Origin of the sequence: Actinokineospora alba, from assembly GCF_004362515.1 — a bacterium.
GTDB classification, from domain to species: Bacteria; Actinomycetota; Actinomycetes; order Mycobacteriales; family Pseudonocardiaceae; genus Actinokineospora; species Actinokineospora alba.
In genome coordinates this window covers 5,951,349-5,974,538 of the sequence record NZ_SNXU01000001.1, presented here as the reverse complement: position 1 = coordinate 5,974,538, position 23,190 = coordinate 5,951,349, and the positions used below count along the sequence as shown (strand labels likewise).

Genomic DNA, 23,190 nt, shown 5'->3' with positions numbered 1-23,190 from the left:
GATGCAGCGGCGGATCTTCGGAATCGAGACCGAATTCGGCGTGACCTGTACGTTCCACGGACAGCGCAGGCTGTCGCCGGACGAGGTCGCGCGGTACTTGTTTCGGCGCGTGGTGTCGTGGGGCCGTTCCTCGAACGTCTTCCTGCGCAATGGGTCACGCCTCTACCTGGATGTCGGATCGCACCCCGAGTACGCCACGGCGGAGTGCGACGACCTGGTCCAACTGGTCACCCACGACAAGGCAGGCGAGCGGATCCTGGAGGACCTGCTCGTCGACGCCGAACGCCGCCTCGCCGATGAGGGCATCGGCGGCGACATCTTCCTGTTCAAGAACAACACCGACTCCGCGGGCAACTCCTACGGCTGCCACGAGAACTTCCTGGTCACCAGGGCGGGCGAGTTCTCCCGGATCGCCGACGTGCTGCTGCCGTTCCTCGTCACCCGCCAGCTGATCTGCGGCGCGGGCAAGGTCCTGCAGACCCCGCGCGGCGCGGTGTACTGCCTCTCGCAGCGCGCCGAGCACATCTGGGAGGGCGTCTCCAGCGCCACGACCAGGTCCCGCCCGATCATCAACACCCGCGACGAGCCGCACGCCGACGCCGAGCGCTACCGGCGCCTGCACGTCATCGTCGGCGACTCGAACATGTCCGAGTCCACCACGCTGCTCAAGGTCGGCACCGCCAACCTGGTGCTGGAGATGATCGAGGACGGCGTCCAGTTCCGGGACTTCAGCCTCGACAACCCGATCCGCGCCATCCGCGAGATCAGCCACGACCTCACCGGCACCAGGCTGGTCCGGCTCGCGGGCGGCCGGGAGGCCTCCGCGCTCGACATCCAGCGCGAGTACTACTCCAAGGCGGTCGAGCACGTCGCCCGCCGCTCGCCGGACCCGCTGGCGCAGCGCGTGGTCGACATGTGGGGCAAGGTGCTCGACGCCGTCGAGGCCCAGGACCTCAGCCGGATCGACCGCGAGATCGACTGGGCGATCAAGCACCGGCTCATCGAGCGCTACCAGGCCAAGCACAACCTCGACCTGTCCAGCGCCCGCATCGCCCAGCTCGACCTGGCCTACCACGACATCCGCCGCGGCCGGGGCATCTTCGACCTGCTGCAGCGCAAGGACCTGGTGGCCAGGGTGACCGACGACGGCGAGATCGAGGCCGCCAAGGACACCCCGCCGCAGACCACGCGCGCCAAGCTGCGCGGCGACTTCATCGCCGCCGCCCAGCAGGCCGGACGCGACTTCACCGTCGACTGGGTGCACCTCAAGCTCAACGACCAGGCGCAGCGCACCGTGCTGTGCAAAGACCCGTTCCGCGCGGTCGACGAGCGCGTGGAACGGCTGATCGCCTCGCTGTAAGTCGGTTGGCCGGAGGGCGGGTCGTGTCGGACGATTCCGGCATGATCCGCCCTTCGCCCACGCTCACCGGTGACATCGTCGTCCTGCGCCGCCTGCGACCCGACGAGGTCGAGGACATGGTGCGCGTCGTGGAGGAGGCGATACCCCACCTGCGGCCGTGGATGGCCTGGGCGGCGGGCGAGTTCGACCCCGACGACGTGCGCGCGCACATCGCCGAGACGGACGCGAAGTGGGAGGCGGGCACCGACTTCACCTACGCCATCACCGTGGGCGGCGAGATCGCCGGTCGGGTCAGCCTGATGCCGCGGGTCGGCGAGGGCGGCCTGGAGATCGGCTACTGGCTGCACCCGGCCTACGTCGGCCTCGGCGCCGCGACCGAGTCGACGTCCCTGCTGGTCAAGGCCGCGTTCGAGCTGCCCGGGATCGAGTTCGTCGACATCGTCCACGACACGGCCAACACCCTCAGCGGAGCCATCCCGCGCAAGCTGGGGTTCACCGAGATCGCCCGCACCTCGCCGCCCCAGGAGCCGATCACGTCGGGGGAGGACGGGGTGGACGTCCGGTGGCGGATCACCCGGGACGAATTTCACCAAAACGGGCCATGACCAGCCGCTGAATCCGTAGCGTTGATCGCATGGGGACAGCCGGTGAGCCCACATGACGTTCTGGCGACCACGCAGACCCGCCATGCCATCGCTGCCGCCGCCCGCGCCCGACCTGGCCGCGCAGCGGGACCAGGCACGGCTGGTCTTCATGCAGCACGAGTACAACTCGATCCGCGCCGAGCTGGTCGCCGCCGTGACCACCCAGCAGACGGTCATGAGCTACGGGCTGGCCGCGATCGCGGTGATCTACACCGGGCTGCTGGCCAGCTGGCAGAACCTCGCGCTGCGCACCGGAATCCTCAGCCTCGCTCCGCTGCTCCTGGTCTTCGTCTGGTTCGTCTGGTGGGGCGAGGTGCAGCGCCTGGGCCGGGCCAGGTGGTTCCTGTGGGACCTGGAGAAGAAGATCAACGCCCAGCTGCGCGCGCCGGACGCCGTGGCGGGCGAGTCGGACCTGCCACCGGCCGACGTGCTGCACTGGGAGAGCTGGGTCCGCGGCCGCAACCGCTGGAAGATGAACCTGCACTCCCGGCCCGCCTACCACCTGGCCACCGGACTGCTGTGCGGCACGGGTCTGGGCACCACGGTGCTGTCGGTCGTGCTCACCGCGACCACGTCGCCGATGTCCGGCGGGCTGCGCCTGCTCGCGTACGGCGGCGCGGCGGGGTTCTTCGTGCTGTGCGGCTACGCGCTGCTCTCGTTCCGGCGCAACCCGCTGTTCCGCAACAACGGGCGCGTCATCAGCTGAGCGCGCGGGTGAGCTTGTCCGGGTTGCTCACCATCTGCACGCCGGTGACCAGGCCGTCGGAGATCTCCAGGGAGATGATCTGGCGGTACTCGCCGAGGACCAGCACCATCGCCGCCAGACCGTTGACCTCGATGACCGTCAGGTCGATCTCGTCGTACTTGCCCAGCACTCCCATGAGGAAGCGCGCGACCCGGTCGGCGTCGCGCACCGGGCGCAGCGCGGCGCGGGACTTGCCGCCACCGTCGGTCCACATCGTCACGTCCTGGGCGAAGAGCGCCTGCAGGGCGTTCCGGTCGCCCGTGCGGGCGGCCTCGATGAACCGGTCGACCAGGTCGCGGTGGTCGCCCGGATCGGTGGCGAACCGCTCGCGGTCGGCGGTGAGCCGCGCGCCCGCGCGCCGGTGCAGCTGGCGCGCGTTGGCGGCGGTCAGGCTCAGGACTTCGCCGATCTCGTCGTACGGCAGCTCGAAAGCCTCGCGCAGCACGAACACCGCGCGTTCCGGCGCCGAGAGCCGCTCCATCAGCCGCAGCGTCGCGACCGACAGGGTGTCGCGCTGCTGGGCGGTGTCCGCCGGACCGAGTTCCTCGCGGTCGGTGCGGACCGGCTCGGGCAGCCAGGGGCCGACGTAGGTCTCCCGCTTGCGGTGTGCCAGGCGCATCCGGTCGATCGCGAGCCGGGACACGATGGTGATCAGGAACCGCCGGGGGTCGGAGACCGTGTCGTGGTCCACTCCCGCCCAGCGGATCCACGCGTCCTGAACGACATCCTCGGCGTCGGCGAACGAGCCGAGCATGCGGTAGGAGATGCCGAGCAGCACCGACCGGTGCCGCTCGAACTCGGTGTCGAGCGAAGTGGTCACACGTGTCCTGTCAGTCGGCGAGGACCGGCGTCTTGCGGGTGCTCGCCGCGATCCGGTTGAAGGCGTTGATCATGATGATCGCCATCACGAGATCCGCCACCTCCTTCTCCGACCAGATCGCCCGCGCGCCGTCCCACACGTCATCCGGCACGCCATCCTGCCCGATGAGCGTCACCGCGTCGGTCAGGGCGAGCGCGGCCCGCTCCTGCATGCTGAAGAACGGCGACTCACTCCACACCGACACCGCGAACAACCGCTGCGCCGACTCACCGGCCTTGAGCGCGTCCCGGGTGTGCATGTCGACGCAGTAGGCGCAGCCGTTGACGACCGAGGCCCGCAGCATGATCAGGTTGAGCAGTGGGGTCTCGATGTTCGCCTGGCTGTAGAGGAACAGGTCCACGACCTTGCGGTGAGCTTCGGGGGCGAGCTTGTCCAACTGGATGCGCTGCATGGGCAGTCCTTTCTCGAGGTCTCGCCGCAAAGACGGCACAGCCCTGGCGCGGCGTGACGATCCGAGCCCTCTTGTGATCCAGTTCACTGGGGCTGCTGGGGGAGCAGAGGACCGTGTGGCGTTCGGGGGAGTGGTAGCAGAGCCGATCGCACGTCTGTTCGGTGTGTTGGGTGAACCCGCTGGCCGTGGGCGCGTTATGGTGCGCGGGTGTCTGTTGCACGCGCCGAACGACTGGTCAACCTGGTGCTGTGCCTGCTCTCGACCCGCCAGTACCTCAGCGCCGAGCGGATCCGGGGGATCGTCCCCGGCTACGCCGACGCACCTTCCGACGACGCGTTCTTCCGCACTTTCGAGCGGGACAAGACGGAGTTGCGAGACCTGGGGATCCCGCTGGAGGTGGGCCGGAACTCGGTGTTCGACACCGTGGACGGCTACCGGATCGCGCGGCGGGACTACGAGCTGGGCGAGATCGACCTCGAGCCCGACGAGGCCGCCGCGGTGGCGCTCGCCGTGCGGCTCTGGGATTCCCCCGAACTGACCGGCGCCGCCCACGGCGCCCTCCTCAAGCTGCGCGCCGCCGGGGTCGACGTCGACCAGGCCGCGCCCGCGATCGTCGAGTCGAAGGTCCGCACCTCCGAGCCCGCGTTCACCCCGCTGCTCGCGGCGGTGCAGGCCGGGCAGGTCGTGTCCTTCGACTACCGCAGGCCCTCGCCCGCCGAACTGCGCGAGCGGACCCTGGAACCCTGGGGCGTGGTCTCGTGGCGTGGACGCTGGTACGTCGTCGGTCATGACCGCGACCGGAACGCGCCCCGCTGCTTCCGGCTCTCCCGGATCGTCGGCGAGGTGCGCAAGATCGGCAAGCCCGGGCAGGTGCGCAGGCCCGAGAACGTCGACCTGATGCAGTTCGTCGCCACCACCGGCGGCGAGGTCTCCTCGGTGTCCACCGTGCGGGTCTGGGCGGCCTCCGGTCGCGCCGCCGGGGTGCGCCGCCGGGCGAAGGTCGTGGGCGAGCGCGACATCCGCGGGACCGCCGGAGACGTCCTGGAACTCGAACTGCGCTGGCCCGACACGGCCGCGGGCTGGCTCGCCGGATACGGCGCCGACGTCCTCGTGCTCGAGCCCGAGGTGCTGGCCAAGTCGGTGCGGGAGCGCCTGGTCGCTGTCGCCGAGGGGGACGTGCTGTGACGGCTTCGCAAGACCGGCTGCCGCGGCTGCTGGCGCTGGTTCCGTATCTGATCGCGCGGCCTGGCATCCCGATCGACGAGGCCGCCGCCGACTTCGACGTGACGCCGAAGCAGCTGCGCAAGGACTTGGAGCTGCTCTGGATGTGCGGGCTGCCCGGCTACGGCCCCGGCGACCTGATCGACATCTCGTTCGACGAGGACACCGTCACCGTCACCTTCGACGCGGGCATGAGCAGGCCGCTGCGGCTCACCGGCGCCGAAGCGACCGCCCTGCTGGTCGCCCTGCGCGCGCTGGCCGACACCCCCGGTGTGGCCGACGCGGACGCGATCCGGCGGACCGTCGCCAAGATCGAGATGGCCGCGGGCCAGGCACAGCCCGCCGGTGTGGCGGTCGGACTCGGCGTGCGGGAGGCCGCCGAGACGGTCAAGGTCCGCGAGACGGTCCAGTCCGCCCTCAAGGCGGGTCGGGCCCTGCGGATGACCTACTACACCGCCTCCAAGGACGAGATCTCCGAGCGGACGGTCGACCCGATGCGGGTGCTGATCGTCGAGGGTCGCGGCTACCTGGAGGCCTGGTGCAGGCGGGCCGAGGCGGTCCGGCTGTTCCGGCTCGACCGCATCGACGAGGTCGAGGTCCTGGACGAGCCCGCCGCTCCGCCGCCGTACGCGCGGCCGACCGACGTCTCCACCGGCCTGTTCCGCCCGGCCCCCGACCAGTCGGTCGCCCGTCTGGTGCTGGAACCGGACGCGCGCTGGGTGTCGGAGTATTACCCGGTGGAGGACGTCGAGGAACTCGACGGCGGCAGGCTGCGGGTCACGATGCGCTACGCCGACACCTCGTGGATGGTGCGGCTGCTGTTGGGCCTGGGCGGCGAGGTCACGGTGGAGCGCCCGGCTGAGCTCGCCCGGGAACTGCGCGCGCAGGCCGTGGCGGCCTTGCGGCTGATGGATCATCACCTGGCGGAAACCTGATGGTCGGCTATTGTGCGCTGTCGCCAACCGGCGACCCGGTAGAGTTGCCCCGTGCCGTACTTGCCTAGTGCGGCGTTGGTCCTGCTCGGGCTGGCGCTGTTGGGGTTCCTTCTGGTCCGCGTTGTCCGTGGGCTGGGTCGGGTGCGGACCGCGATCGGAACCGCCAAGGGGACGTTCGACGACGGATCGGGCCTGCTTAGGGCCCGTTCGGCCGCGTTGCGCGTCGCTTTGGCCGATCGGAAGCGGTCCGCCGGGCGCGTAGCATCTACAGGGCGAAGTTGAGACAGGAGGCCGGCCGTGCCGCTAGGACCGTGGGAAATCCTCATCATCGCTGTGGTGATCATTCTTCTGTTCGGTGCGAAGAAGATGCCAGCGATGGCGCGTTCGCTCGGACAGTCGATGCGCATCATCAAGGCGGAGACCAAGGGCATGCGCGCTGACGACAAGGAAGCCGAGCCGACGGCGACCGCGGACGTGAAGCCGGAGCCGCAGCAGCTGCCCGCCGCCACGCCTCAGCAGACTCCCGAGCAGCTGCAGAAGCAGATCGATGAACTGCAGAGCAAGCTCGACAAGAGCCAGCCGCACAAGAACGCGAGCTGAGAGGATCGGTTCGCACGGTGGTGCGTGATACGCCCCGCCGGGAGGGAAGCCGTCGCGAGAAGCGGAAGATCCGCAATCGCCGACACAACCCCGACGGCACCATGTCCCTGAAGGACCACCTTTACGACCTTCGTAACAGGCTCGGTCTCGGTCTTCTCTTCATCGTGCTCGGGGGCGTGTTCGGCTTCATCTGGTGGGACGTCCAGCTCGGTCCCATCCCATCGCTGAGCCAGATCCTGCTGCAGCCGTACTGCGCGCTGCCCGCGGACGCCCGGTTCTCGCCCAACGACAAGTGCCAGCTGTTCCAGCGCCAGCCCTTCGAGGGCTTCATGGTGCGGTTCAAGGTCGGTATCGCCGCGGGCATGGTCGTCTCGGCGCCGCTGTGGCTCTACCAGCTGTGGGCGTTCATCACCCCGGGCCTCTACGCGAAGGAACGCCGTTTCGCGTTCACCTTCGTGATCTTCGCGTCGATCCTCTTCGCGGCCGGTGCGGTCCTCGCGTTCGTCGTCATCCCGCAGGGCTTGGACGTGCTCGTCGGGTTCGGCGGAACCGCGTTCATCACCGCGCTGGACGCCGGGTCGTACATCTCGTTCGTCCTGGTGATGCTGCTGATCTTCGGCGTGAGCTTCGAGCTGCCGCTGCTGATCGTGATGCTCAACCAGGTCGGCATGCTCCCGTACGCGAACCTGAAGCGGTGGCGGCGCGGCATCGTGTTCGGGCTCTTCGTCTTCGCCGCGTTCGCGACACCGGGCACCGACCCAATCTCCATGGTCGTGCTGGCCGCGGCGATGTGGCTGCTGTTCGAACTCGCCGTGCAGATCACCCGCATCCACGACCGGCGCAAGGCGAAGCGGGAAGCGGCCGAAGACCCGGGGCTGAGCGACGACGAGGCCACGCCGATGAACTACGCTCCCGAGCCGGTCGAGCCCAGCAAGCCGGTGGCGAATCTGGGCAAGGACTTCGACGACGTGACCTGACCACCCGGGCCAGGTCCTTGGGCACGGGAGAGTACGTGGGCATTCGGGCGGCGCTGGCGGTTCATCCCGCATCCGGTCATGGTGCGGCGGGTCGGGCCTCAGGCGTCGTCGCGGAGAAGCTCCGCACGGCGGTCGACCACCTGACGATGGTCGAGGCGAACTCGATCGAGGAGTCACGGGCGCTGATGGTCCGGGCCCGGGACGCGGGCCTGGACCTGCTGGTCGTCCTGGGCGGCGATGGGTCGGCCCACCAGGGTGTCCAGTTCTGCGCCGAGCACGACGTGCCGCTCGCCGTGGTGCCCGCGGGCACCGGCAACGACCTCGTGCGCGCTCTTGGGTTCCCGATGGAGTCGCTCGCCGCGGCGGACTCACTGGTCGAGGCCATCGGTGCGGGGCGGCGCAGGCGCATCGATCTGGGGCGCGTCGGCGACGAGTGGTTCGCCAGCGTGCTGTGCGCCGGGTTCGACTCGGCGGTCAACGAGCGGGTCAACCGGATGCGGTGGCCGCACGGGCCGCGCCGCTACGACCTGGCGATCCTGGCCGAGCTGGCGGCGCTGCGGCCCAAGCCGCTGGTCCTCGACACCGAGGACGGCCGCGTCGAGCTGGACGCGACGCTGGTGGCGGTGGGCAACACGGCGTACTACGGCGGGGGGATCCCGGTGTGCCCGGACGCCGATCCGGCGGACGGACTGCTGGACGTGACGATCGTCGGCAAGGCCTCGCGTCTCGACCTCGTCCGAATCCTGCCGAGCCTGCGCACCGGAAAGCACGTGGAGCACCCGGCGGTGCGCACGATGCGCGCGCGCCGGGTTTCGGTCGGTGGGGACAACGGCTGGGTCGCGTATGCCGACGGTGAACGCATCGGCCCGCTGCCCCAGGCCGTCGAGTGCGTGCCGGGGGCTCTGGAGATCGTCGGCTGAGGGCACGCGGCGTGCCCTGTGGATAACGGGCGACGCCTGTCGGTCGGATGTGAAAGCCTTGCGTTGTGTCCGCAAGCTCATCCCGCACCCCCGCTGAGGCGTATGCCGCCTCCCGGCGTCGCGCGCGCAGCCCGAAACTGGCTGAGTTCGCCGCCGAGCTGTCCTTCGAACTCGACCCGTTCCAGACCGACGCGTGTGCCGCGTTGGAGGAGGGCCACGGTGTCCTGCTGTGCGCCCCCACGGGCGCGGGCAAGACGGTGGTCGGCGAGTTCGCGGTCCATCTGGCCCTGTCCGAGGGCCGCAAATGCTTCTACACCACGCCGATCAAGGCGTTGTCGAACCAGAAGTTCGCCGACCTGACGGCCCGCTACGGCGCGAAGTCGGTCGGCCTGCTGACCGGGGACACGTCGGTGAACGGCAACGCCCCCGTGGTCGTGATGACCACCGAAGTGCTGCGCAACATGCTCTACGCGCGCTCCGGGGCGTTGGAGGGGCTCGGCTACGTGGTGATGGACGAAGTCCACTACCTCGCCGACCGGTTCCGCGGGGCGGTGTGGGAGGAAGTGATCCTGCACCTGCCCGAATGGGTGAACTTGGTGTCGCTGTCGGCCACCGTGTCCAACGCCGAGGAGTTCGGCGAGTGGCTCGTGGCGGTGCGTGGCGACACGGCTGTCGTGGTCGATGAGCACCGGCCGGTGCCGCTGTGGCAGCACATGCTGGTCGGCAACCGGATGCTCGACCTGTTCGCCGGGTCCGAGCCCAGCGGTATCGAGCTGCGGATCAACCCGGAACTGGTGCGCCGCGCCGACGAGATCGGCCGTCACCACACACCGTGGCACGGTCCGCGCTCCCGCGGCGGCCGGGGCTCCGGCAACGGTGGCCCGCGGTTCAAGCCGCCGTCCCGGGTCGAGGTCGTCGAGCGGCTGGACTCGCAAGGTCTGTTGCCCGCGATCGTGTTCGTGTTCAGTCGCGCGGGCTGCGAGGCGGCCGTGTCGCAGTGCGTGCGGTCGGGCCTGCGGCTCAACTCCGAGGACGAGATCGCCGAGGTGCGCCGGATCGTCGACTCGAAGACGCGCGACCTGCCCGACGCCGATCTGACGGTGCTCGGGTTCTGGGAGTGGAAAGAGGCGTTGGAGCGCGGGTTCGCCGGGCACCACGCCGGGCTGCTGCCCGCGTTCAAGGAGACCGTGGAGGAGCTGTTCCTGCGCGGCCTGGTGAAGGCGGTGTTCGCGACCGAGACGCTGGCGCTGGGCATCAACATGCCCGCGCGCACGGTCGTGCTGGAGAAGCTGGTCAAGTACAACGGCGAGGCGCATGTCGAGCTGACCCCGGGCGAGTACACCCAGCTCACCGGCCGCGCTGGCCGCCGGGGGATCGACGTCGAGGGCCACGCAGTCGTGGTGTGGCAGCCGGGGCTCGACCCGAAGCAGGTGGCCGGGCTGGCCTCGACCCGGACGTATCCGTTGAAGTCGTCGTTCCGCCCGGGCTACAACATGGCGGTCAACCTGGTCGACCGGATGGGCGCGGTGCAGGCCCGGGAGATCCTGGAGCAGTCGTTCGCGCAGTTCCAGGCCGACCGCTCGGTGGTCGGGCTGTCGCGGCGGGTCGAGCGCAATCGCGAGGCGCTGGCCGGGTACGCGGAGTCGATGACCTGCCACTTGGGCGATTTCACGCAGTACGCGGCGCTGCGCAAGCAGATCTCCGACCGGGAGAAGGCGCTGTCGCGGCAGAACAGCGCGGCCCGGCGCAACGAGGCGGCACACTCCCTGGAGCAACTGCGCAAGGGCGATGTGATCGCGGTGCCCGCGGGCCGCCGGTCCGGGTTGGCGATCGTGATCGACCCGGGTCTCGACGCGATGGGCGAGCCGCGGCCGCTGGTCGTGACCGAGGACCGGTGGGCGGGCAGGCTGTCCGTGTCGGACTTCCCGAACCCGGTGACGGTGCTCGGCCGGGTCCGGTTGCCCAAGCAGGTGGACGTGCGCTCGCCGCGGTCCCGCAGAGACCTGGCCTCCACCCTGCGCGCGGCCGGGATCGAGCTACCCCCACGGGTCCGCCGCCGCACCGGCGTCGACGACGACGCCGACCTGGCGGCCGCCCGCCGCGCGCTGCGCGCACACCCATGCCACGGCTGCGACGACCGGGAGAACCACGCCCGGTGGGCGGAGCGCTATCAGCGGTTGCTTTCCGAGACCGAACAGGTGGAACGCAAGGTCGCGGCGACAACCCACTCGCTGGCCCGCGCGTTCGACCGGATCCGCGGCCTGCTCGTGGAACGCGGCTACCTGGCGCCCGGTACGGGGGAGAAGCAGGGCGAGCAGGTGGTCACCGAACACGGCAAGCGCCTCGCCCGCCTCTACAGCGAGTCGGACCTGCTGGCCGCGGAGTGCCTCCGCAACGGCGTGTGGGACCGCCTGAACCCGGCCGAGTTGGCGGCGGTGGTGTCGTCCCTGGTCTTCGAGGCCCGCCGCGACGGCCCGATCGAGGCCCGGGTCCCGGGAGGCGCCGTCGAGGACGCACTCAAGGCGACGGCCCAGCTGTGGGCGGAGCTCGAGGGCGACGAACGCCACCACCGGCTGGAGAAGACCCGCCAACCCGACCCTGGCTTCGCCTGGACGGTGTACCGGTGGGTCCGAGGCGAATCCCTGGAAAAGGTGATCACGGCCGCGGACTCGGCCGGCCAGGAACTCTCGGCGGGCGACTTCGTACGGTGGTGCCGTCAGGTGATCGACCTGCTGGACCAAATCCGGGACGTCATGGGCGAAGGCTCCGCGGTGGGTGCCACGGCCCGTGAAGCGGTGAAGGCAATCCGCCGAGGCGTGGTCGCATTGGCGGCCGCCTAGGGAGCCTAGGGGGAGTCCCGACGAGGCCTCGCCAGAGGCGGATCCCGGTGGAGCGAGGTCGGTGGAACGTGGCCGGTGGAACGGGGCCGGTGGAACGAGGCCGGTGGAACGGGGCCGGGGGAACGGGCCGGTGGACGGGGTCCCGGTGGAGCGAGGCCGGTGGAACGGGCCGGACGAACGTACGAACGTCCCCCAAAGGTCGAAGAGCGAACGGAATCACTTCGAACGCGGCCGGACAGGGTGCTGTCGAAACAACGCGCCGACCATGCCCGGACCACCCCGCGATGGTGACGGGCCGGTCCCAACGGCCTGTTTGGGTGGTTCGCCTTGATTCGGGGGAAATGGGCCTAAACTCGCGGTGCGGGTGAGGTTCCTTTGACCTCGCCTTTTAACCCGCACAGGCCCATTTCGAGGGGTCCCCGAATCAAGGCGAACCACCCAAACAGGCACCCGCCCACAAGAACCCAGTCAGCGCACCCCCGAGCCCGAAGCGGCCACGCCCAAGCCCAACGGCGCGCGAACGACCTGGCGGCCGAGCCCGGTGCGCGAACGACCCGGCGGCCAAGCCCGGTGCACGAACGACCTGGCGACCAAGCCCGGTGCACGAACGACCTGGCGACCAAGCCCACCGGTGCGCGAACGAGCCGCCACCAAGCCCACCGGCCTGCGAACGAGCCGGCGCGAATCGGCTGTGAGGTGGCGGTCAAGGCACTGGTGTGATCAGCTGCCACCTCATTGCGGTGTGGTGAACACGCCGCCGGCCAGGCTGGGGTTGACTGGCCGGCTGTGGTTGGATCGCGCCCAGAGGTGTTCGATGTTCGGGCATTGGGCGCGTGACCTCGATTCAGGCGGAGGCGAGACATGAGCAGCCCTTACGGGCCGTCCGGTGGGAATGATCCGCAGCAGTGGGGGCAGCCGCAGCCGCCCTACAGTGGCGGTCCGACACCACCCGGCACTCCGTCTGGCGGGTTCCCCGCCCAGGGCGGTGGGTACCCGCAGCAGCAGCCGTACGGGCAGCCGCAGCCCTACGGCCAGCCCGGCGGTGAACAGCAGCCGTACGGCGCGCCCGGTGGCGAGCAGCAGCAGCCCTACGGCCAGCCCGGCCAGCAGCCGCAGCCCACGCAGCAGTACCCCATGGGTGGCTATCCCCAGCAGCAGCAGCCGTACGGGCAGCAGCCCCACCAGCAGGGCGGCTACCCGCCTCCCGGCGGATACCCCGGCGCGGCGAAGAAGAAGAGCAGCACCGGTCTGTGGATCGCCGTCGTCGTTTTTGTGCTTCTGGCGGGGGCGTTCGCGGTCACGGGCTTCTTCAAGCCCGGTTTCCTCGTCACCAAGGTTTTCGACCAGGCCGCCGTGCAGGAGGGCGTGAAGTCGATCCTGACCGACAAGTACAACATCGAGAAGGTCGAGTCGGTCACCTGCCCGTCGGACCAGGCGGTCAAGAAGGACAGCCAGTTCACCTGCGAGGCCACCATCGCCGGTGAGAAGCGCACGGTGAACATCACCGTCCGCAACGAGAACGGCGAGTACGAGGTCGCTCCGCCGAGCGACAAGTAGTCCCTGACTTTCGCTCTCGGGCGCGTGACCGCAAGCCGGTCACGCGCCCGAGCTGTTTCCACCCCCCGTTTCCAATGCGGTCGCATTGCATCGTGATACGATGCGACTGCATTGGAACGAGAACTGGGGGAAGACATGGCGAAGTTGTGGAACTGGTTGGGCCGCGCGAAGGTCGGCACGAGCTGGCCGCGATCCGCGCGGTTCGTCAGCTTGGTGCGGGACTCGCTGGAGCTGTCCGAGGGCGATCGGGTCCTCGACCTCGGCTGCGGCGCCGGACCCGATCTGCCGATTCTGCGCGAGGCCGTCGGGCCTGGGGGGTACGTGCTCGCGATCGATCACAGCGCCGAGATGGTCGCGCGCGCCGCCGAAATGGTGCGCAAGCACGGATGGGACAACGTCGAGGTCCGTCAGGGCGACGCCACCACGCTGGCCGTGTCGGGGTTCGACGCGGTGCTGGCGGCGTTCTCCGTCAGCGCCACCCCGGACGTGCCTGCCGCCCTCGCCAACGCGCGGGCGGCCCTGCGGCCTGGCGGCAGGCTGTTCGTGATCGACATGCGCCTGGCCGACGACACCCGTCTCAACCGCGTCCTGGGCTGGATCTACCGACGCGCCGCCGGCTGGAGTGGCGTCGACGTACTGGAGACGGCCCGCGGGGAGTTCCAGCAGGTGCGCACGCCCGACCGGCTGCCGTCGTGGCCGCCGATCGTGGCGTTCACCGCGATCCGGTGATCGCGGCGATCAGCCGGTCGACCGCGGCACCGAGGTCCCAGCGCTCCTGGAGTTCGCGGACCCGCTCCAGGTCGGCGATCTCGGTCGGCATCTTCTGCTCGCCCCGGATGTCGAGCGGCGCGTCGGTGGCGACGGCGACGACGTTCGGTGCGGCGGCAAGGTACTTGGCGTCGGCGACGAACGCGGTCCGGACCCGCAGGGGGACGTCGCTGGACGGGTCGGCGGCGGCGGCCACCAGGGCCGAGAGCGAGCCGAACTTGCTGATCAGCTTCGCCGCCGTCTTCTCGCCGATGCCCGCGATGCCGGGCAGGCCGTCGGACGGGTCGCCGCGCAGGACGGCCATGTCGGCGTAGGCGTCGCCGCGGGGCGGCAGTCCGTAGCGCTGGGCGAGTTCGAGCGGCCCGATGACCTCGGCCTTCGACCAGCCGCGGCCCACGTAGATCACCCGGGTGGGGGTCGGCTCGTCGCGGACGCACTGGAACAGGTCGCGGTCGCCGGTGATGATCTCGACCGGCGCGTCGGTCTCGCGGTCGGCGAGGGTGCCGATGACGTCGTCGGCCTCGTAGCCGATGGCCTGGGCCATGCACAGGCCCATCGCGTCGAGCAGCTCGATGATGATCGGGACCTGCGGGGTGAGGGTGTCGGGGACCTCCTCGATGTTGTTGGCCGGATCGGCCACCCGCTGCGCCTTGTAGCTGGGGATCGCGGCGACGCGGAACGCGGGCCGCCAATCGGCGTCCAGGCAGGCCACCAGCCGCGCGGGACGGCGTTCGGTGATGATCTGGGCGACCATCCCCGCGAAGCCGCGCACCGCGTTGACGGGAACGCCGTCGGGGGAGGTCATCGACTCGGGGAGGGCGTAGAAGGACCGGAAGTACAGCCCTGCCGAGTCCAACAGCACGAGGGGTCCGCTCACGAGGGTCAAGCCTGCCACAAAACGATCGCAGAGACTTCTTTGCAAAGAAGTCTCTGCGATCTATGCTCGGGTCATGGGTCAGCCGACTTTCCACCACCTCAACGTCGAGGGCCTGAAGGTCCTCGCCCACCCCATGCGCATCCGGCTGCTCGGGCTGCTGCGCACCCACGGCCCGGGGACGGCCTCCGGGCTGGCGCAGCGCCTCGGCGAGAGCTCGGGGACGACCAGCTGGCACCTGCGCCAACTCGCCGACGCCGGGTTCATCGAGGAGGACACCGAGCGCGGGAACCGGCGTGAGCGGTGGTGGCGGGCCGCGCAGGACTCCACCGAGTTGCGGGAGCGGTCCCTGCCCGAGGACGACCCCGAGGTGCAGGACGCCCTCGTGGCCTACATGAGCCACATCATCGAGGGCCACCGCGACCGCGCGATCGCCTTCGTCCGGTCCCGGCACGCCTGGGACGAGCCGTGGCGGCACACGTCGTCGATGTCGGACTGGCTGCTGCCCATGGGCGCCGACGAGGCGCGGCGGTTCTTCGCCGAGATCGAGGCCGTGGTGGAGCGCTACCGGCATCCCGCGGGCGAGGGCGACCAGGCGTTCGCGGTGCAGTTTCAGGCCTACCCGATCGAGACCGACCAGTGAGCCGGTCCCCGCTGGTCACCCTGCTGGTCGCGAACGCGCTGTCGGTGTGCGGCACGACGATGACGTTCCTGGCTGTGCCCTGGTTCGTGTTGCAGACCACCGGCAGCCCGGCCCGAACCGGCCTGGTCGTCGGTGTCGAGGTGGCGGGCGCGGTCGTCGCGGCGCTGGCGGGCGGGCCGGTGATCGACCGACTCGGCAGGCGCCGCAGCAGCGTCGTCTCCGACCTCGCCGCGGCGGTCGTTGTGGCCTCGATTCCGCTGCTGTTCGCCACCGCGGGCCTGCCGTTCGGGCTTCTGCTGGCCTTGGCGGGTCTGCTCGGCCTCACCAGGACGCCGGGGGAGACCGCCCGCTGGTCGATGATGGCGTCGCTGATCACGTTGTCGGGGGCGAACGCGACGCGCGTGCTCAGCGCCTACGACGGGGTCAGCCGGGGCGCGAAGATGGTCGGCGCGCCGCTGGCGGGCGTGCTGATCGCCGTCCTCGGGCCGCAGCGGGTGCTCTACGTCGACGCGGCCACGTTCCTCGTCTCCGCGCTGCTGATCCGGCTCACCGTGCCCGACGTGGGCGCCGGGGAGGCGGTCGAGGGCAGCTACTTCGGGCGCCTGCGGCGCGGGTTCGCGTATCTGCGCGGGGACCGGCTCATGGTGGCGATCCTGCTGATGGTCATGGTCACCAACCTGCTGGACATGGCCGCCGCTGCGGTGCTGATTCCCGTCTACGCCAACGATGTGCTGCATAGCAGTGTCGCGTTGGGACTGATCTCCGGCGTGTTCGGCGGCGGAGCGATGCTGGGGACCGTGCTGTACGCGTGGGTCGGGGCGCGGCTGCCGCGGCGGATCACCTACACGGTGGCGTTCCTTGTCGTGGGCGGCCCGCGGTTCCTGGTGATGGCGGCCGAGCCGGGGCTGACGGCGATCCTGGTCGTGATGGGGGTGGGCGGGGTGCTGTGCGGCGCGATCAACCCCATCTTGAACATGGTCGAGTTCGCCCGTGTGCCCGACGACGTGCGGCCCATGGTCATCGGCGTGACCACCGCGGCCGTGCTGGTCGGGGGCCCGGTGGGCGCGGTCCTGGCGGGGGTGGCGGTCGAGGCGGTCGGGCTGGGGCCGGTTCTGGTCGCGGTGGGCGTGACCTACCTGGTGGTGACGGTGTGCCCGGCGGTGTTCCCGGTATGGCGGGAGATGGACGCGGCGCCGGTGTCCGCGCACGAGTCCGAGCCCGGCCCGGTGCCTGCCGCCGCGCCGACCCCGTAGGCACACTGGACCAGGCACTGTCCCCGGATCCCGCGCGCCGGACTTACCCGACAGCGCCTAGGCTGCAGATCATGTCCACCACCGCCCTCTCACTTGACCCGGCGCTCTTGCGGGCCCGTCTCGACAAGGCCCGCGCGGCCGCGGCCGCCGCGGGCGTCGACGCCCTGGTGATCGCGCCCGGCACGGACCTGGCCTACCTGCTCGGCGCGACCGGGCAGTCGTTCGAGCGGCTGAGCTGCCTGGTGGTGACCGCGGGCGAGGCCGTGCTGGTGGTGCCGAAGCTGGAGGCGCCCGGCTACGCCGCGGCGCCCACCGAAGCCCTCGGCGTGCGGGTCGCGACCTGGGTCGACGGGGAGGACCCGTACGCGCTGGTCGCCGGGCTCCTCGGCGACGCCGGGCAGGTCGCCGTCGGTGACGTGCTGCCCGCGCTGCACGTGTTGGCGCTGCGCGACGCCCTCCCGGCGGCGCGGCAGGTGCTGGCCGGGCCGGTGATCGGCGAGCTGCGCATGCGCAAGGACGCCGCCGAGGTCGACGCGCTGCACAAGGCGGGCGCGGCGATCGACCGGGTGCACGCCCGGATGGGCGAGTGGCTGCGCGCGGGCCGCACCGAGCGGGAGGTCGGCGCCGACATCGCCGCCGCCATCGTCGAAGAGGGACACGTCGCGGCCGAGTTCGTGATCGTCGGCTCCGGCCCCAACGGCGCCAGCCCGCACCACGACCTGTCCGACCGGGTGATCGAGGCCGGGGACGTCGTCGTGGTCGACATCGGCGGCCCGATCGCCGAGGGCTACAACTCCGACAGCACCCGCACCTACGCCGTCGGCGAGCCGCGCGACGCCGACGTGCGCGAGACGTACGCGGTCCTGCAGCGGGCGCAGCGGGCCGCCGTGGACTTCATCCGGCCGGGGGTGACCGCGGAGCAGGTCGACGCCGTGGGCCGCGAGATCATCGCCGAGGCCGGGTTCGGGGAGTTCTTCATCCACCGCACCGGCCACGGCATCGGCCTCGACGTGCACGAGCACCCGTACATCGTCGCCGGAAATCCGTTGGTGCTCGAGGAAGGCATGGCGTTCAGCGTCGAGCCGGGCATCTACCAGCCGGGGCGCTGGGGCGCCCGGATCGAGGACATCGTGGTCGTCACCGCCGACGGTGTGGAGCCGGTCAACACCAGGCCGCATGATTTGGTGGTGTTTCCGGCATGAGCGCTGAGAATGTGTTGGAGCCGATCGACAAGGCCATCGTCCGTGAGCTGTCCGCCGACGGGCGGTGCAGCTTCACCGACCTCGCCGAGCGGGTCGGGCTTAGCGTGTCCGCGGTCCACCAGCGGGTGCGCAGGCTCGAGCAGCGCGCGGTGATCCGCGGCTACTCGGCGCGGTTGGACGCCGAGGCGATCGGGCTGCCGCTGACCGCGTTGATCTCGCTGACGCCGATCGACCCGGCCGCCCCCGACGACTACCCGCAGCGGCTGGTGCACATCAGCGAGATCGAGTCGTGCTACTCGGTCGCGGGCGACCACTCCTACGTGCTCCTCGTGCGGGTCGCGTCGCCCGCGGGGCTGGAGGAGCTGCTGCGCAAGATCCGTGAGGCGGCGAAGGTGTCGACTCGCACGACCGTGGTGCTGTCCACGCCGTACGAGGGCCGCTCACCCGCGCTGTAGCCGGAAAGTGGCGATCCTGAGGCCCGGCACGGGTTCGACGGTGCCGGTCCGGGTGAACCCGGCGCGCTGGTAGAGCGACACCGCGGGCGTGTTGTCGGCCCCGGTGGAGACGGTGACGTCGCCTTCGGTGCGGTCGAGCAGCGCGCGCAACAAGGTCGTCGCCAGGCCGCGGCGGAACCAGGACGGGTCCACGCACAGCCGATCGATGTCGACGACGTCGGTGTGCGCCCACGCGATGAACGCGACCGGCACGCCGTCGGCGCGGCAACCCAGCCAGCGCAGGGGTTGCGCTCGCATGTCCTCAAGGGACTCGTGCAGCGGCGGGATGCCGTCGAACCCGATCAGGTCGGCTTCCACCCGGTAGGAGCGCAGGCCGACGGTGTGCACGGCGGTCGCGGTGGCGTCGTCGGCGAGGTCGAGTTCTTCGGGGATCACCGGTGAGTTGTACCGCGCCCGCCGGTCAGCCGCCGAACGCTTTCCGCGAAGTCGCGCGGCGGCGTCGTGTGCGGCGCGCAGCAAGGACTGCCCGGCGCCCGCCAGGTGGGCGGTGTCGTATGTTTCGCCGTCGGCGGTGAGGGTGATCCGGCCGGTAGGGCCGCCGATGCCGGCGCGGGCATCGGTGGGTCAAGGGGACAGTCTGAGTCCCTGGTGGAATGACGCGGCCGTTGCCGGGGTGCAGCCGGCGACCATAAGGATCAGGGCGACCACGAGGGTGCGCTCGATCAGGAGCCTGCGCCCCAGTCCTGCTGCCTCTGTTCGAACTCATCCCACACCGCGGCGGGCAGCAGGTCCACGGCGGCGTCATGGATGGCTTCGAGGAGGTCGTGGTTGTCGCGGTTGGTGCCCAGGCGCGGGGACCCGTAGGTCTCGCCGTCGGCGGTGACGGTGAGGGACCCGGTGGAGCCGCCGACGCCGCCGTCGCGGTTCGTCGAGGTAGCTTGGAGGGCGCCCGCGTCGCGTAGGGTCCGGTAGAACGTGGCACGGGCTTCAGCCGTGATCGGGGTCGTGGTGGTCCACGGCTGTGTCGCCTCGTCATAGCCGGGCCGCCAGGCCACGGTGGCGTCGGTCGCGGTGAAGGTCAGCGTCCACTCGTAGTGGTACTTCGGTGGCACGGAGCCCTTTGTGTAGGTGAACGTCCCCGCGAAGTCCTCCGGCAGGTCCGACGGTGGTCCTCCTGAGCAACCCGCCGTCAGGACGAGGACCAGGGCGATCAGCAGCGCGCGCATGACCGTTGGACGCGGCGGGCCGTGGATGGTTCCGGTCAGGGGCCGAGGCTGGTGGCTGCGTGCAAGTCACCGGTCGCGCCGGGCAGGCAGGCGGCGGCGCGGTCGGTGGTGGCCAGGAACTCGCCCAGGCACCGGCCGAACGCGGCATGGCCCGCCGCGTTGGGGTGGAAGGATTCCTGCAGCGCGTGGGTGGAGCGGGCCTCGTCGCGCAGGTCGGCCCAGCGGACCGAGAGGCGGCTGAACCACTCCCGCGCGGGATCGTCGCTGGAGCACGCCTCGCGGCCGACGGCGGCGCGCGACAGGTCGAGGAAGCGCACCCCGGACTCGCGGGCGACGCGGCGCACGCCCTCGGTCATCAGCGGCACCGCGGTCTCGCGCACCCAGCGCAGGTCGTCCTCGCGGAACGGGCAGCCGTTGAGGTTGCGCAGCGAGGCGAGCGCGTCGGGGCCGATCGGGGCGGCGTAGGACTGCAGGACGAGCTGGTAGTCGGTGGGCTGGTAGCCGGCCTGGTGCATGACTTCGCGGATGTCGTCGATGGCGGCCAGGACCTTGGGGACCATCGCGTCGACCCGGCGCGGCCATTCGTCGCGGTTGGCCTCGGCGCAGCCCGGCTTGCCCTCGTCGAACCAGGCCTGGACGCACGCGTCGAGCACCCGGGCGAAGCCGGGATCGTCGTTGGCGCCGACCGAAAGCAGGATCGCCACCACCCGCTTGCCCCGGGCGATGATGCCGAGCCTGCGGGCCTGGGAGCCCTCGGTGTACTGCTGGGTCTCGCCGAGGCCGACCTGGGCCGAGGGGGCGCCGGAGCAGGCGAGGTTGATCGTCTCGGCGACCGCGCGCACGGCGGTGTGGTGGATGGAGGCTTTGGTGGAGCGGTGGCACCAGTTGCCGTCGTCGCCGTCGGTGCCTGGTTCGTAGTCGCCCGCGGACTCCCCGGAGATCGTGGAGTCGCCCATGGCGACGAGCACCCGGGGACCGGTCGGCGGGGCCGGGGCGCGGGGCGGGTCGCCGCCGACCATGACGAATCCGCCGATCAGGATCGCCACCAGGAGTAGGGCGGCCGCGGGCCATCGGAACCGTCGCATCACCGTCAATTCTAGCCGCCGATCAACCTTGACAGCACACTGTCAAAATGACAGGATACTGTCATGACTTCGGACATCCTTGTAGCTGTGTATTCGGGCCTGGCGGACTGGGAGATCGGTTACGTCACGGCGGGCCTCAACAACCCCGCGTTCCAGCGTGAGCCCGGGAAGTTCCGGGTGTGCACGGTCGCGGAGACGGCCGCGCCGATCACCACCATGGGCGGGCTCGTCGTGACCCCCGACCTCACCCTCGCCGACGCGGACATCGAGGGCGCGGCCCTACTGTTGTTGCCCGGCGCGGATTCCTGGCTCGAAGGCGAGCACACCGCGTTCGCCGAGGCGGCGGCCCGCAGGCTCGACGCGGGCAGCCCGGTCGCCGCCATCTGCGGCGCCACGGTCGGTCTCGCGGCGGCGGGTCTGCTCGACACCCGCGCGCACACCGGAAACGCGCCCCAGCAACTGGCGATGGCGGACGCGTACCAGGGGGAGTCGCGGTTCCTGCCCGACCGCGCGGTCGTCGACCAGGGGCTGATCACCGCGGGTGCGGCCAGCCCGCTGGAGTTCGCCCGGGAGATCTTCCGGGTGCTCGACGTCTACGAGCCGGACGTGCTCGAGGCGTGGTACCAGCTCAACGCGACCGGCGACCCCAAGTGGTTCTTCGCGCTGATGGAGGCCGTCGGGTGAGCGCCGAACCCCGCACGCCGGGAGGTGACGCGCTGACCGACATCATCGTGCGCACCTTCCACCTCAACGGCGCCTTCCTTCGCGCGGCTGAACACATCTCCCGGCCGCAGGGCCTGACCCCGTCGTGGTGGCAGGTGCTCGGTGGCGTCCTCGACCAGCCGCGCTCGGTCGCCGACATCGCCCGCGAAATGGGCATGGCGAGACAGAGCGTCCAGCGAACAGCGGATCTGTTGGTGGACAAGGGACTCGCCGAGTACCTGCCGAACCCGGCCCACGCCCGGGCGAAACTGGTCCGCCCCAGCGAGGCGGGCTGGAAGGCCATCCGCGGCATGGGCGCCGCCCAGCACGCCTTCACCAACCGCGTCGCCGCCCAGTTCACGGACGCGGAACTGCGAACGACAGCGGAAGTGATGCGGCGACTGGGAATGGCGTTGGCGGAGGACGAGTCCAACCAGGTCTGAAGGCGCGACCACACCCGCGACGGACTCGGGTGTGGTCGCGCGGGTGTCGGCTCAGTTCGGGATGAGCAGGTGGCGGCCGCGGGTGCCGCCTGCCGCCACGGCCTTGTGCGCGAGCGCGGCCTGCTCCAGGGGCAGCGCCGCGTGGACGCGGGCGGGCAGGGTGCCCTCGGCGGTCGCGGCGAGGGCCTTGGCCAGCGTCGGGCTGTCGGCGGTGACCATCACTGCCTCCGTCCGGACCCGGCCCGCGCCATCGGGCACCGCGGGCGGGATCACGCCGACGTAGTGGCCACCGTCGCGAGTCAGGGCGACCGCCGCGTCGGCCAGGACCGCCGCGTCCACAACCGCGTCGTAGGCGCCGGTCGGTTCGGTGATCAGCGCGGACGCGCCCGCGGCGGTGACGAACTCGGCGTCGGTCGACCGGGCCAGGCCGGTCACCCGCCACCCGCGCTCGGCGGCGAACGCGACCGTGTAGCCGCCGACCCCTCCGGCCGCGCCCGTGACCAGCAGTGTCCGACCTTCCGGCGCGCCAAGCAGGTCCAGGGCCTGGGCGGCGGTCAGCGCGTTGAGCGGGACCGTGGCGGCGTCGGTCAGCGACAGCCCGTCGGGCACCACGGCCGCCGCGGCCGCGGGGACGACGACCTCCTCCGCGTAAGTGCCCAACGCTCGGTCGACGCCCTCGGACAACGCGGCGACCCGGTCGCCCACGGCGAAGCCCGCACCAGGGCCGACCGCGGTGACGGTGCCTGCGACGTCCCAGCCGAGTCCGACGTGGTCGGGCTGGGTGATCCAGCCCAGGTCGTGGAAGGCGCCCGCCCGGGTCTGCAGGTCGACGGGGTTGACCCCGGCGGCGGCGACCCGGACGCGGATCTCGCCCGCGCCGGGCTCGGGGGTGGCGATGTCGATGATCTCGATGGCGTCCGGGGACCCGGGCGCGGTGATCACGGCGGCTCGCATGGAAATCTCCCTCTGTCGGTGTGTCCGTGCAGGGACTACCCTGCGGGAGGTAGCTCTCCATTGGGAAGTAGGCACCTGTAGGTGCGTAACTCACGAAGAGGTGTGCGATGCCGACCATGACCGCGGCGCAGCGCCGGGCCCTGGCCAAGGCCGAGTTCGACTCCTACCTGGCCACGTGCGCGAGCAGGCAGGTCCTCGACCGGCTCGCCGACAAGTGGGTCACCCTGGTGCTGTGTGCCTTGGGGGACAACGGTTCGCCGATGCGCTACTCCGAGATCGCCCGGCGGATCGCCGGGGTCAGCCAGAAGATGCTCACGCAGACCCTGCGCACCCTCGAACGCGACGGGCTGATCACCCGCACGGTCACCCCGACCGTGCCGGTGACCGTCGACTACGCCCTGACCGGCCTCGGCGGCTCGCTGCTGGAGATCGTCCGACAGCTCAAGGACTGGTCCGACACCCACGTCCACCTGATCATCGGCGCCCGCTCCGACTTCGACGCCCGCCAGAACTGA

At 70.8% G+C, this 23,190-nt stretch carries 26 protein-coding genes; 19 read left to right on the top strand and 7 right to left on the bottom strand.

Going from position 1 to position 23,190, the window contains the following annotated elements:
* The first annotated feature begins 1 nt into the window (after window position 1).
* Genes pafA through C8E96_RS27285 form a run of 3 tightly spaced genes read left to right on the top strand, consistent with a single transcriptional unit; the run spans window position 2 to window position 2,710 of the window.
* Window positions 2-1,360, top strand: coding sequence for a Pup--protein ligase (gene pafA / locus C8E96_RS27295; protein ID WP_091369960.1), 1,359 nt, complete (start codon window positions 2-4; stop codon window positions 1,358-1,360).
* Window positions 1,361-1,401: 41 nt separating this feature from the next.
* A complete protein-coding gene (locus C8E96_RS27290) occupies window positions 1,402-1,965 on the top strand; it encodes a GNAT family N-acetyltransferase (RefSeq protein ID WP_091370227.1) in 564 nt (187 codons plus the stop codon).
* A gap of 52 nt (window positions 1,966-2,017) precedes the next feature.
* Window positions 2,018-2,710 (top strand): hypothetical protein, encoded by a 693-nt coding sequence (locus C8E96_RS27285; RefSeq protein ID WP_133794821.1) that lies wholly within the window; start codon window positions 2,018-2,020, stop codon window positions 2,708-2,710.
* Here C8E96_RS27285 and sigJ read toward each other — a convergent pair.
* Together sigJ and C8E96_RS27275 are read right to left on the bottom strand one after the other, a co-directional pair.
* Window positions 2,703-3,569 carry an RNA polymerase sigma factor SigJ gene (gene sigJ / locus C8E96_RS27280; protein ID WP_091369958.1) on the bottom strand — a complete coding sequence of 289 codons (867 nt, stop codon included), beginning with the start codon at window positions 3,567-3,569 and terminating at the stop codon, window positions 2,703-2,705. The genes C8E96_RS27285 and sigJ overlap by 8 nt on opposite strands.
* A 10-nt stretch (window positions 3,570-3,579) precedes the next feature.
* Window positions 3,580-4,020: a carboxymuconolactone decarboxylase family protein gene (locus C8E96_RS27275; RefSeq protein ID WP_091369956.1), complete on the bottom strand. Its 441-nt coding sequence runs from the start codon at window positions 4,018-4,020 to the stop codon at window positions 3,580-3,582.
* Between the two features lie 207 nt (window positions 4,021-4,227).
* Between C8E96_RS27275 and C8E96_RS27270 the strand changes: the two genes are divergently transcribed.
* From C8E96_RS27270 to C8E96_RS27230, 9 genes are all read left to right on the top strand, one after another.
* Complete coding sequence (locus C8E96_RS27270; RefSeq protein ID WP_091369954.1) at window positions 4,228-5,205, top strand: helix-turn-helix transcriptional regulator; 978 nt, start codon at window positions 4,228-4,230, stop codon at window positions 5,203-5,205.
* Window positions 5,202-6,176 carry a helix-turn-helix transcriptional regulator gene (locus tag C8E96_RS27265; RefSeq protein WP_091369952.1) on the top strand — a complete coding sequence of 325 codons (975 nt, stop codon included), beginning with the start codon at window positions 5,202-5,204 and terminating at the stop codon, window positions 6,174-6,176. The genes C8E96_RS27270 and C8E96_RS27265 overlap by 4 nt, the downstream gene beginning before the upstream one ends.
* Before the next feature lie 51 nt (window positions 6,177-6,227).
* On the top strand, window positions 6,228-6,458 hold the full coding sequence (locus tag C8E96_RS27260; protein ID WP_091369950.1) for a bacteriophage holin: 231 nt from the start codon (window positions 6,228-6,230) through the stop codon (window positions 6,456-6,458).
* Window positions 6,459-6,473: 15 nt separating this feature from the next.
* Window positions 6,474-6,776 (top strand): Sec-independent protein translocase subunit TatA, encoded by a 303-nt coding sequence (gene tatA / locus C8E96_RS27255; protein ID WP_091369948.1) that lies wholly within the window; start codon window positions 6,474-6,476, stop codon window positions 6,774-6,776.
* 101 nt (window positions 6,777-6,877) lie between these two features.
* Window positions 6,878-7,753 carry a twin-arginine translocase subunit TatC gene (gene tatC / locus C8E96_RS27250; protein ID WP_091369946.1) on the top strand — a complete coding sequence of 292 codons (876 nt, stop codon included), beginning with the start codon at window positions 6,878-6,880 and terminating at the stop codon, window positions 7,751-7,753.
* A gap of 35 nt (window positions 7,754-7,788) precedes the next feature.
* Window positions 7,789-8,673 (top strand): diacylglycerol/lipid kinase family protein, encoded by an 885-nt coding sequence (locus tag C8E96_RS27245; RefSeq protein ID WP_091369944.1) that lies wholly within the window; start codon window positions 7,789-7,791, stop codon window positions 8,671-8,673.
* 65 nt (window positions 8,674-8,738) lie between these two features.
* Window positions 8,739-11,513, top strand: a complete 2,775-nt coding sequence (locus tag C8E96_RS27240) for a DEAD/DEAH box helicase (RefSeq protein ID WP_091369942.1) — start codon at window positions 8,739-8,741, stop codon at window positions 11,511-11,513.
* 861 nt (window positions 11,514-12,374) lie between these two features.
* Window positions 12,375-13,070, top strand: a complete 696-nt coding sequence (locus C8E96_RS27235) for a DUF4333 domain-containing protein (protein WP_091369940.1) — start codon at window positions 12,375-12,377, stop codon at window positions 13,068-13,070.
* Window positions 13,071-13,205: 135 nt separating this feature from the next.
* On the top strand, window positions 13,206-13,799 hold the full coding sequence (locus C8E96_RS27230) for a class I SAM-dependent methyltransferase (RefSeq protein WP_091369938.1): 594 nt from the start codon (window positions 13,206-13,208) through the stop codon (window positions 13,797-13,799).
* Here the strand turns inward: C8E96_RS27230 and C8E96_RS27225 are convergent.
* On the bottom strand, window positions 13,783-14,715 hold the full coding sequence (locus tag C8E96_RS27225) for a 5'-3' exonuclease (RefSeq protein ID WP_091370225.1): 933 nt from the start codon (window positions 14,713-14,715) through the stop codon (window positions 13,783-13,785). The two genes, C8E96_RS27230 and C8E96_RS27225, sit on opposite strands and share 17 nt — an antisense overlap.
* Window positions 14,716-14,788: 73 nt before the next feature.
* On the opposite strand from C8E96_RS27225, the gene C8E96_RS27220 reads away from it, so the two are divergent.
* From C8E96_RS27220 to C8E96_RS27205, 4 genes are all read left to right on the top strand, one after another.
* Window positions 14,789-15,355: an ArsR/SmtB family transcription factor gene (locus C8E96_RS27220; protein ID WP_091369936.1), complete on the top strand. Its 567-nt coding sequence runs from the start codon at window positions 14,789-14,791 to the stop codon at window positions 15,353-15,355.
* The gene (locus C8E96_RS27215; RefSeq protein WP_091369934.1) at window positions 15,352-16,608 is read left to right on the top strand and encodes an MFS transporter; all 1,257 of its coding nucleotides are present in this window, start codon (window positions 15,352-15,354) and stop codon (window positions 16,606-16,608) included. Before C8E96_RS27220 ends, C8E96_RS27215 begins: the two co-directional genes overlap by 4 nt.
* A gap of 71 nt (window positions 16,609-16,679) precedes the next feature.
* Window positions 16,680-17,810: a M24 family metallopeptidase gene (locus tag C8E96_RS27210; RefSeq protein WP_091369932.1), complete on the top strand. Its 1,131-nt coding sequence runs from the start codon at window positions 16,680-16,682 to the stop codon at window positions 17,808-17,810.
* Window positions 17,807-18,265: an Lrp/AsnC family transcriptional regulator gene (locus C8E96_RS27205; RefSeq protein WP_091369930.1), complete on the top strand. Its 459-nt coding sequence runs from the start codon at window positions 17,807-17,809 to the stop codon at window positions 18,263-18,265. Before C8E96_RS27210 ends, C8E96_RS27205 begins: the two co-directional genes overlap by 4 nt.
* Here the strand turns inward: C8E96_RS27205 and C8E96_RS27200 are convergent.
* From C8E96_RS27200 to C8E96_RS27190, 3 genes are all read right to left on the bottom strand, one after another.
* Window positions 18,251-18,700 (bottom strand): GNAT family N-acetyltransferase, encoded by a 450-nt coding sequence (locus C8E96_RS27200; protein ID WP_091369927.1) that lies wholly within the window; start codon window positions 18,698-18,700, stop codon window positions 18,251-18,253. The two genes, C8E96_RS27205 and C8E96_RS27200, sit on opposite strands and share 15 nt — an antisense overlap.
* A 287-nt stretch (window positions 18,701-18,987) precedes the next feature.
* Window positions 18,988-19,491 carry a hypothetical protein gene (locus C8E96_RS27195; RefSeq protein ID WP_091369925.1) on the bottom strand — a complete coding sequence of 168 codons (504 nt, stop codon included), beginning with the start codon at window positions 19,489-19,491 and terminating at the stop codon, window positions 18,988-18,990.
* 35 nt (window positions 19,492-19,526) lie between these two features.
* Window positions 19,527-20,576 (bottom strand): GDSL-type esterase/lipase family protein, encoded by a 1,050-nt coding sequence (locus tag C8E96_RS27190; RefSeq protein WP_091369923.1) that lies wholly within the window; start codon window positions 20,574-20,576, stop codon window positions 19,527-19,529.
* Window positions 20,577-20,639: 63 nt separating this feature from the next.
* Here C8E96_RS27190 and C8E96_RS27185 point away from each other — a divergent pair, with 63 nt between their 5' ends.
* A complete protein-coding gene (locus C8E96_RS27185) occupies window positions 20,640-21,260 on the top strand; it encodes a DJ-1/PfpI family protein (RefSeq protein WP_091369921.1) in 621 nt (206 codons plus the stop codon).
* On the top strand, window positions 21,257-21,721 hold the full coding sequence (locus C8E96_RS27180) for a MarR family winged helix-turn-helix transcriptional regulator (RefSeq protein ID WP_228769652.1): 465 nt from the start codon (window positions 21,257-21,259) through the stop codon (window positions 21,719-21,721). The genes C8E96_RS27185 and C8E96_RS27180 overlap by 4 nt, the downstream gene beginning before the upstream one ends.
* Window positions 21,722-21,772: 51 nt before the next feature.
* On the opposite strand, the gene C8E96_RS27175 is transcribed toward C8E96_RS27180, so the two are convergent.
* Window positions 21,773-22,675 carry an alcohol dehydrogenase catalytic domain-containing protein gene (locus tag C8E96_RS27175; protein WP_091369918.1) on the bottom strand — a complete coding sequence of 301 codons (903 nt, stop codon included), beginning with the start codon at window positions 22,673-22,675 and terminating at the stop codon, window positions 21,773-21,775.
* 107 nt (window positions 22,676-22,782) lie between these two features.
* Between C8E96_RS27175 and C8E96_RS27170 the strand changes: the two genes are divergently transcribed.
* The gene (locus C8E96_RS27170) at window positions 22,783-23,190 is read left to right on the top strand and encodes a winged helix-turn-helix transcriptional regulator (protein ID WP_091369916.1); all 408 of its coding nucleotides are present in this window, start codon (window positions 22,783-22,785) and stop codon (window positions 23,188-23,190) included.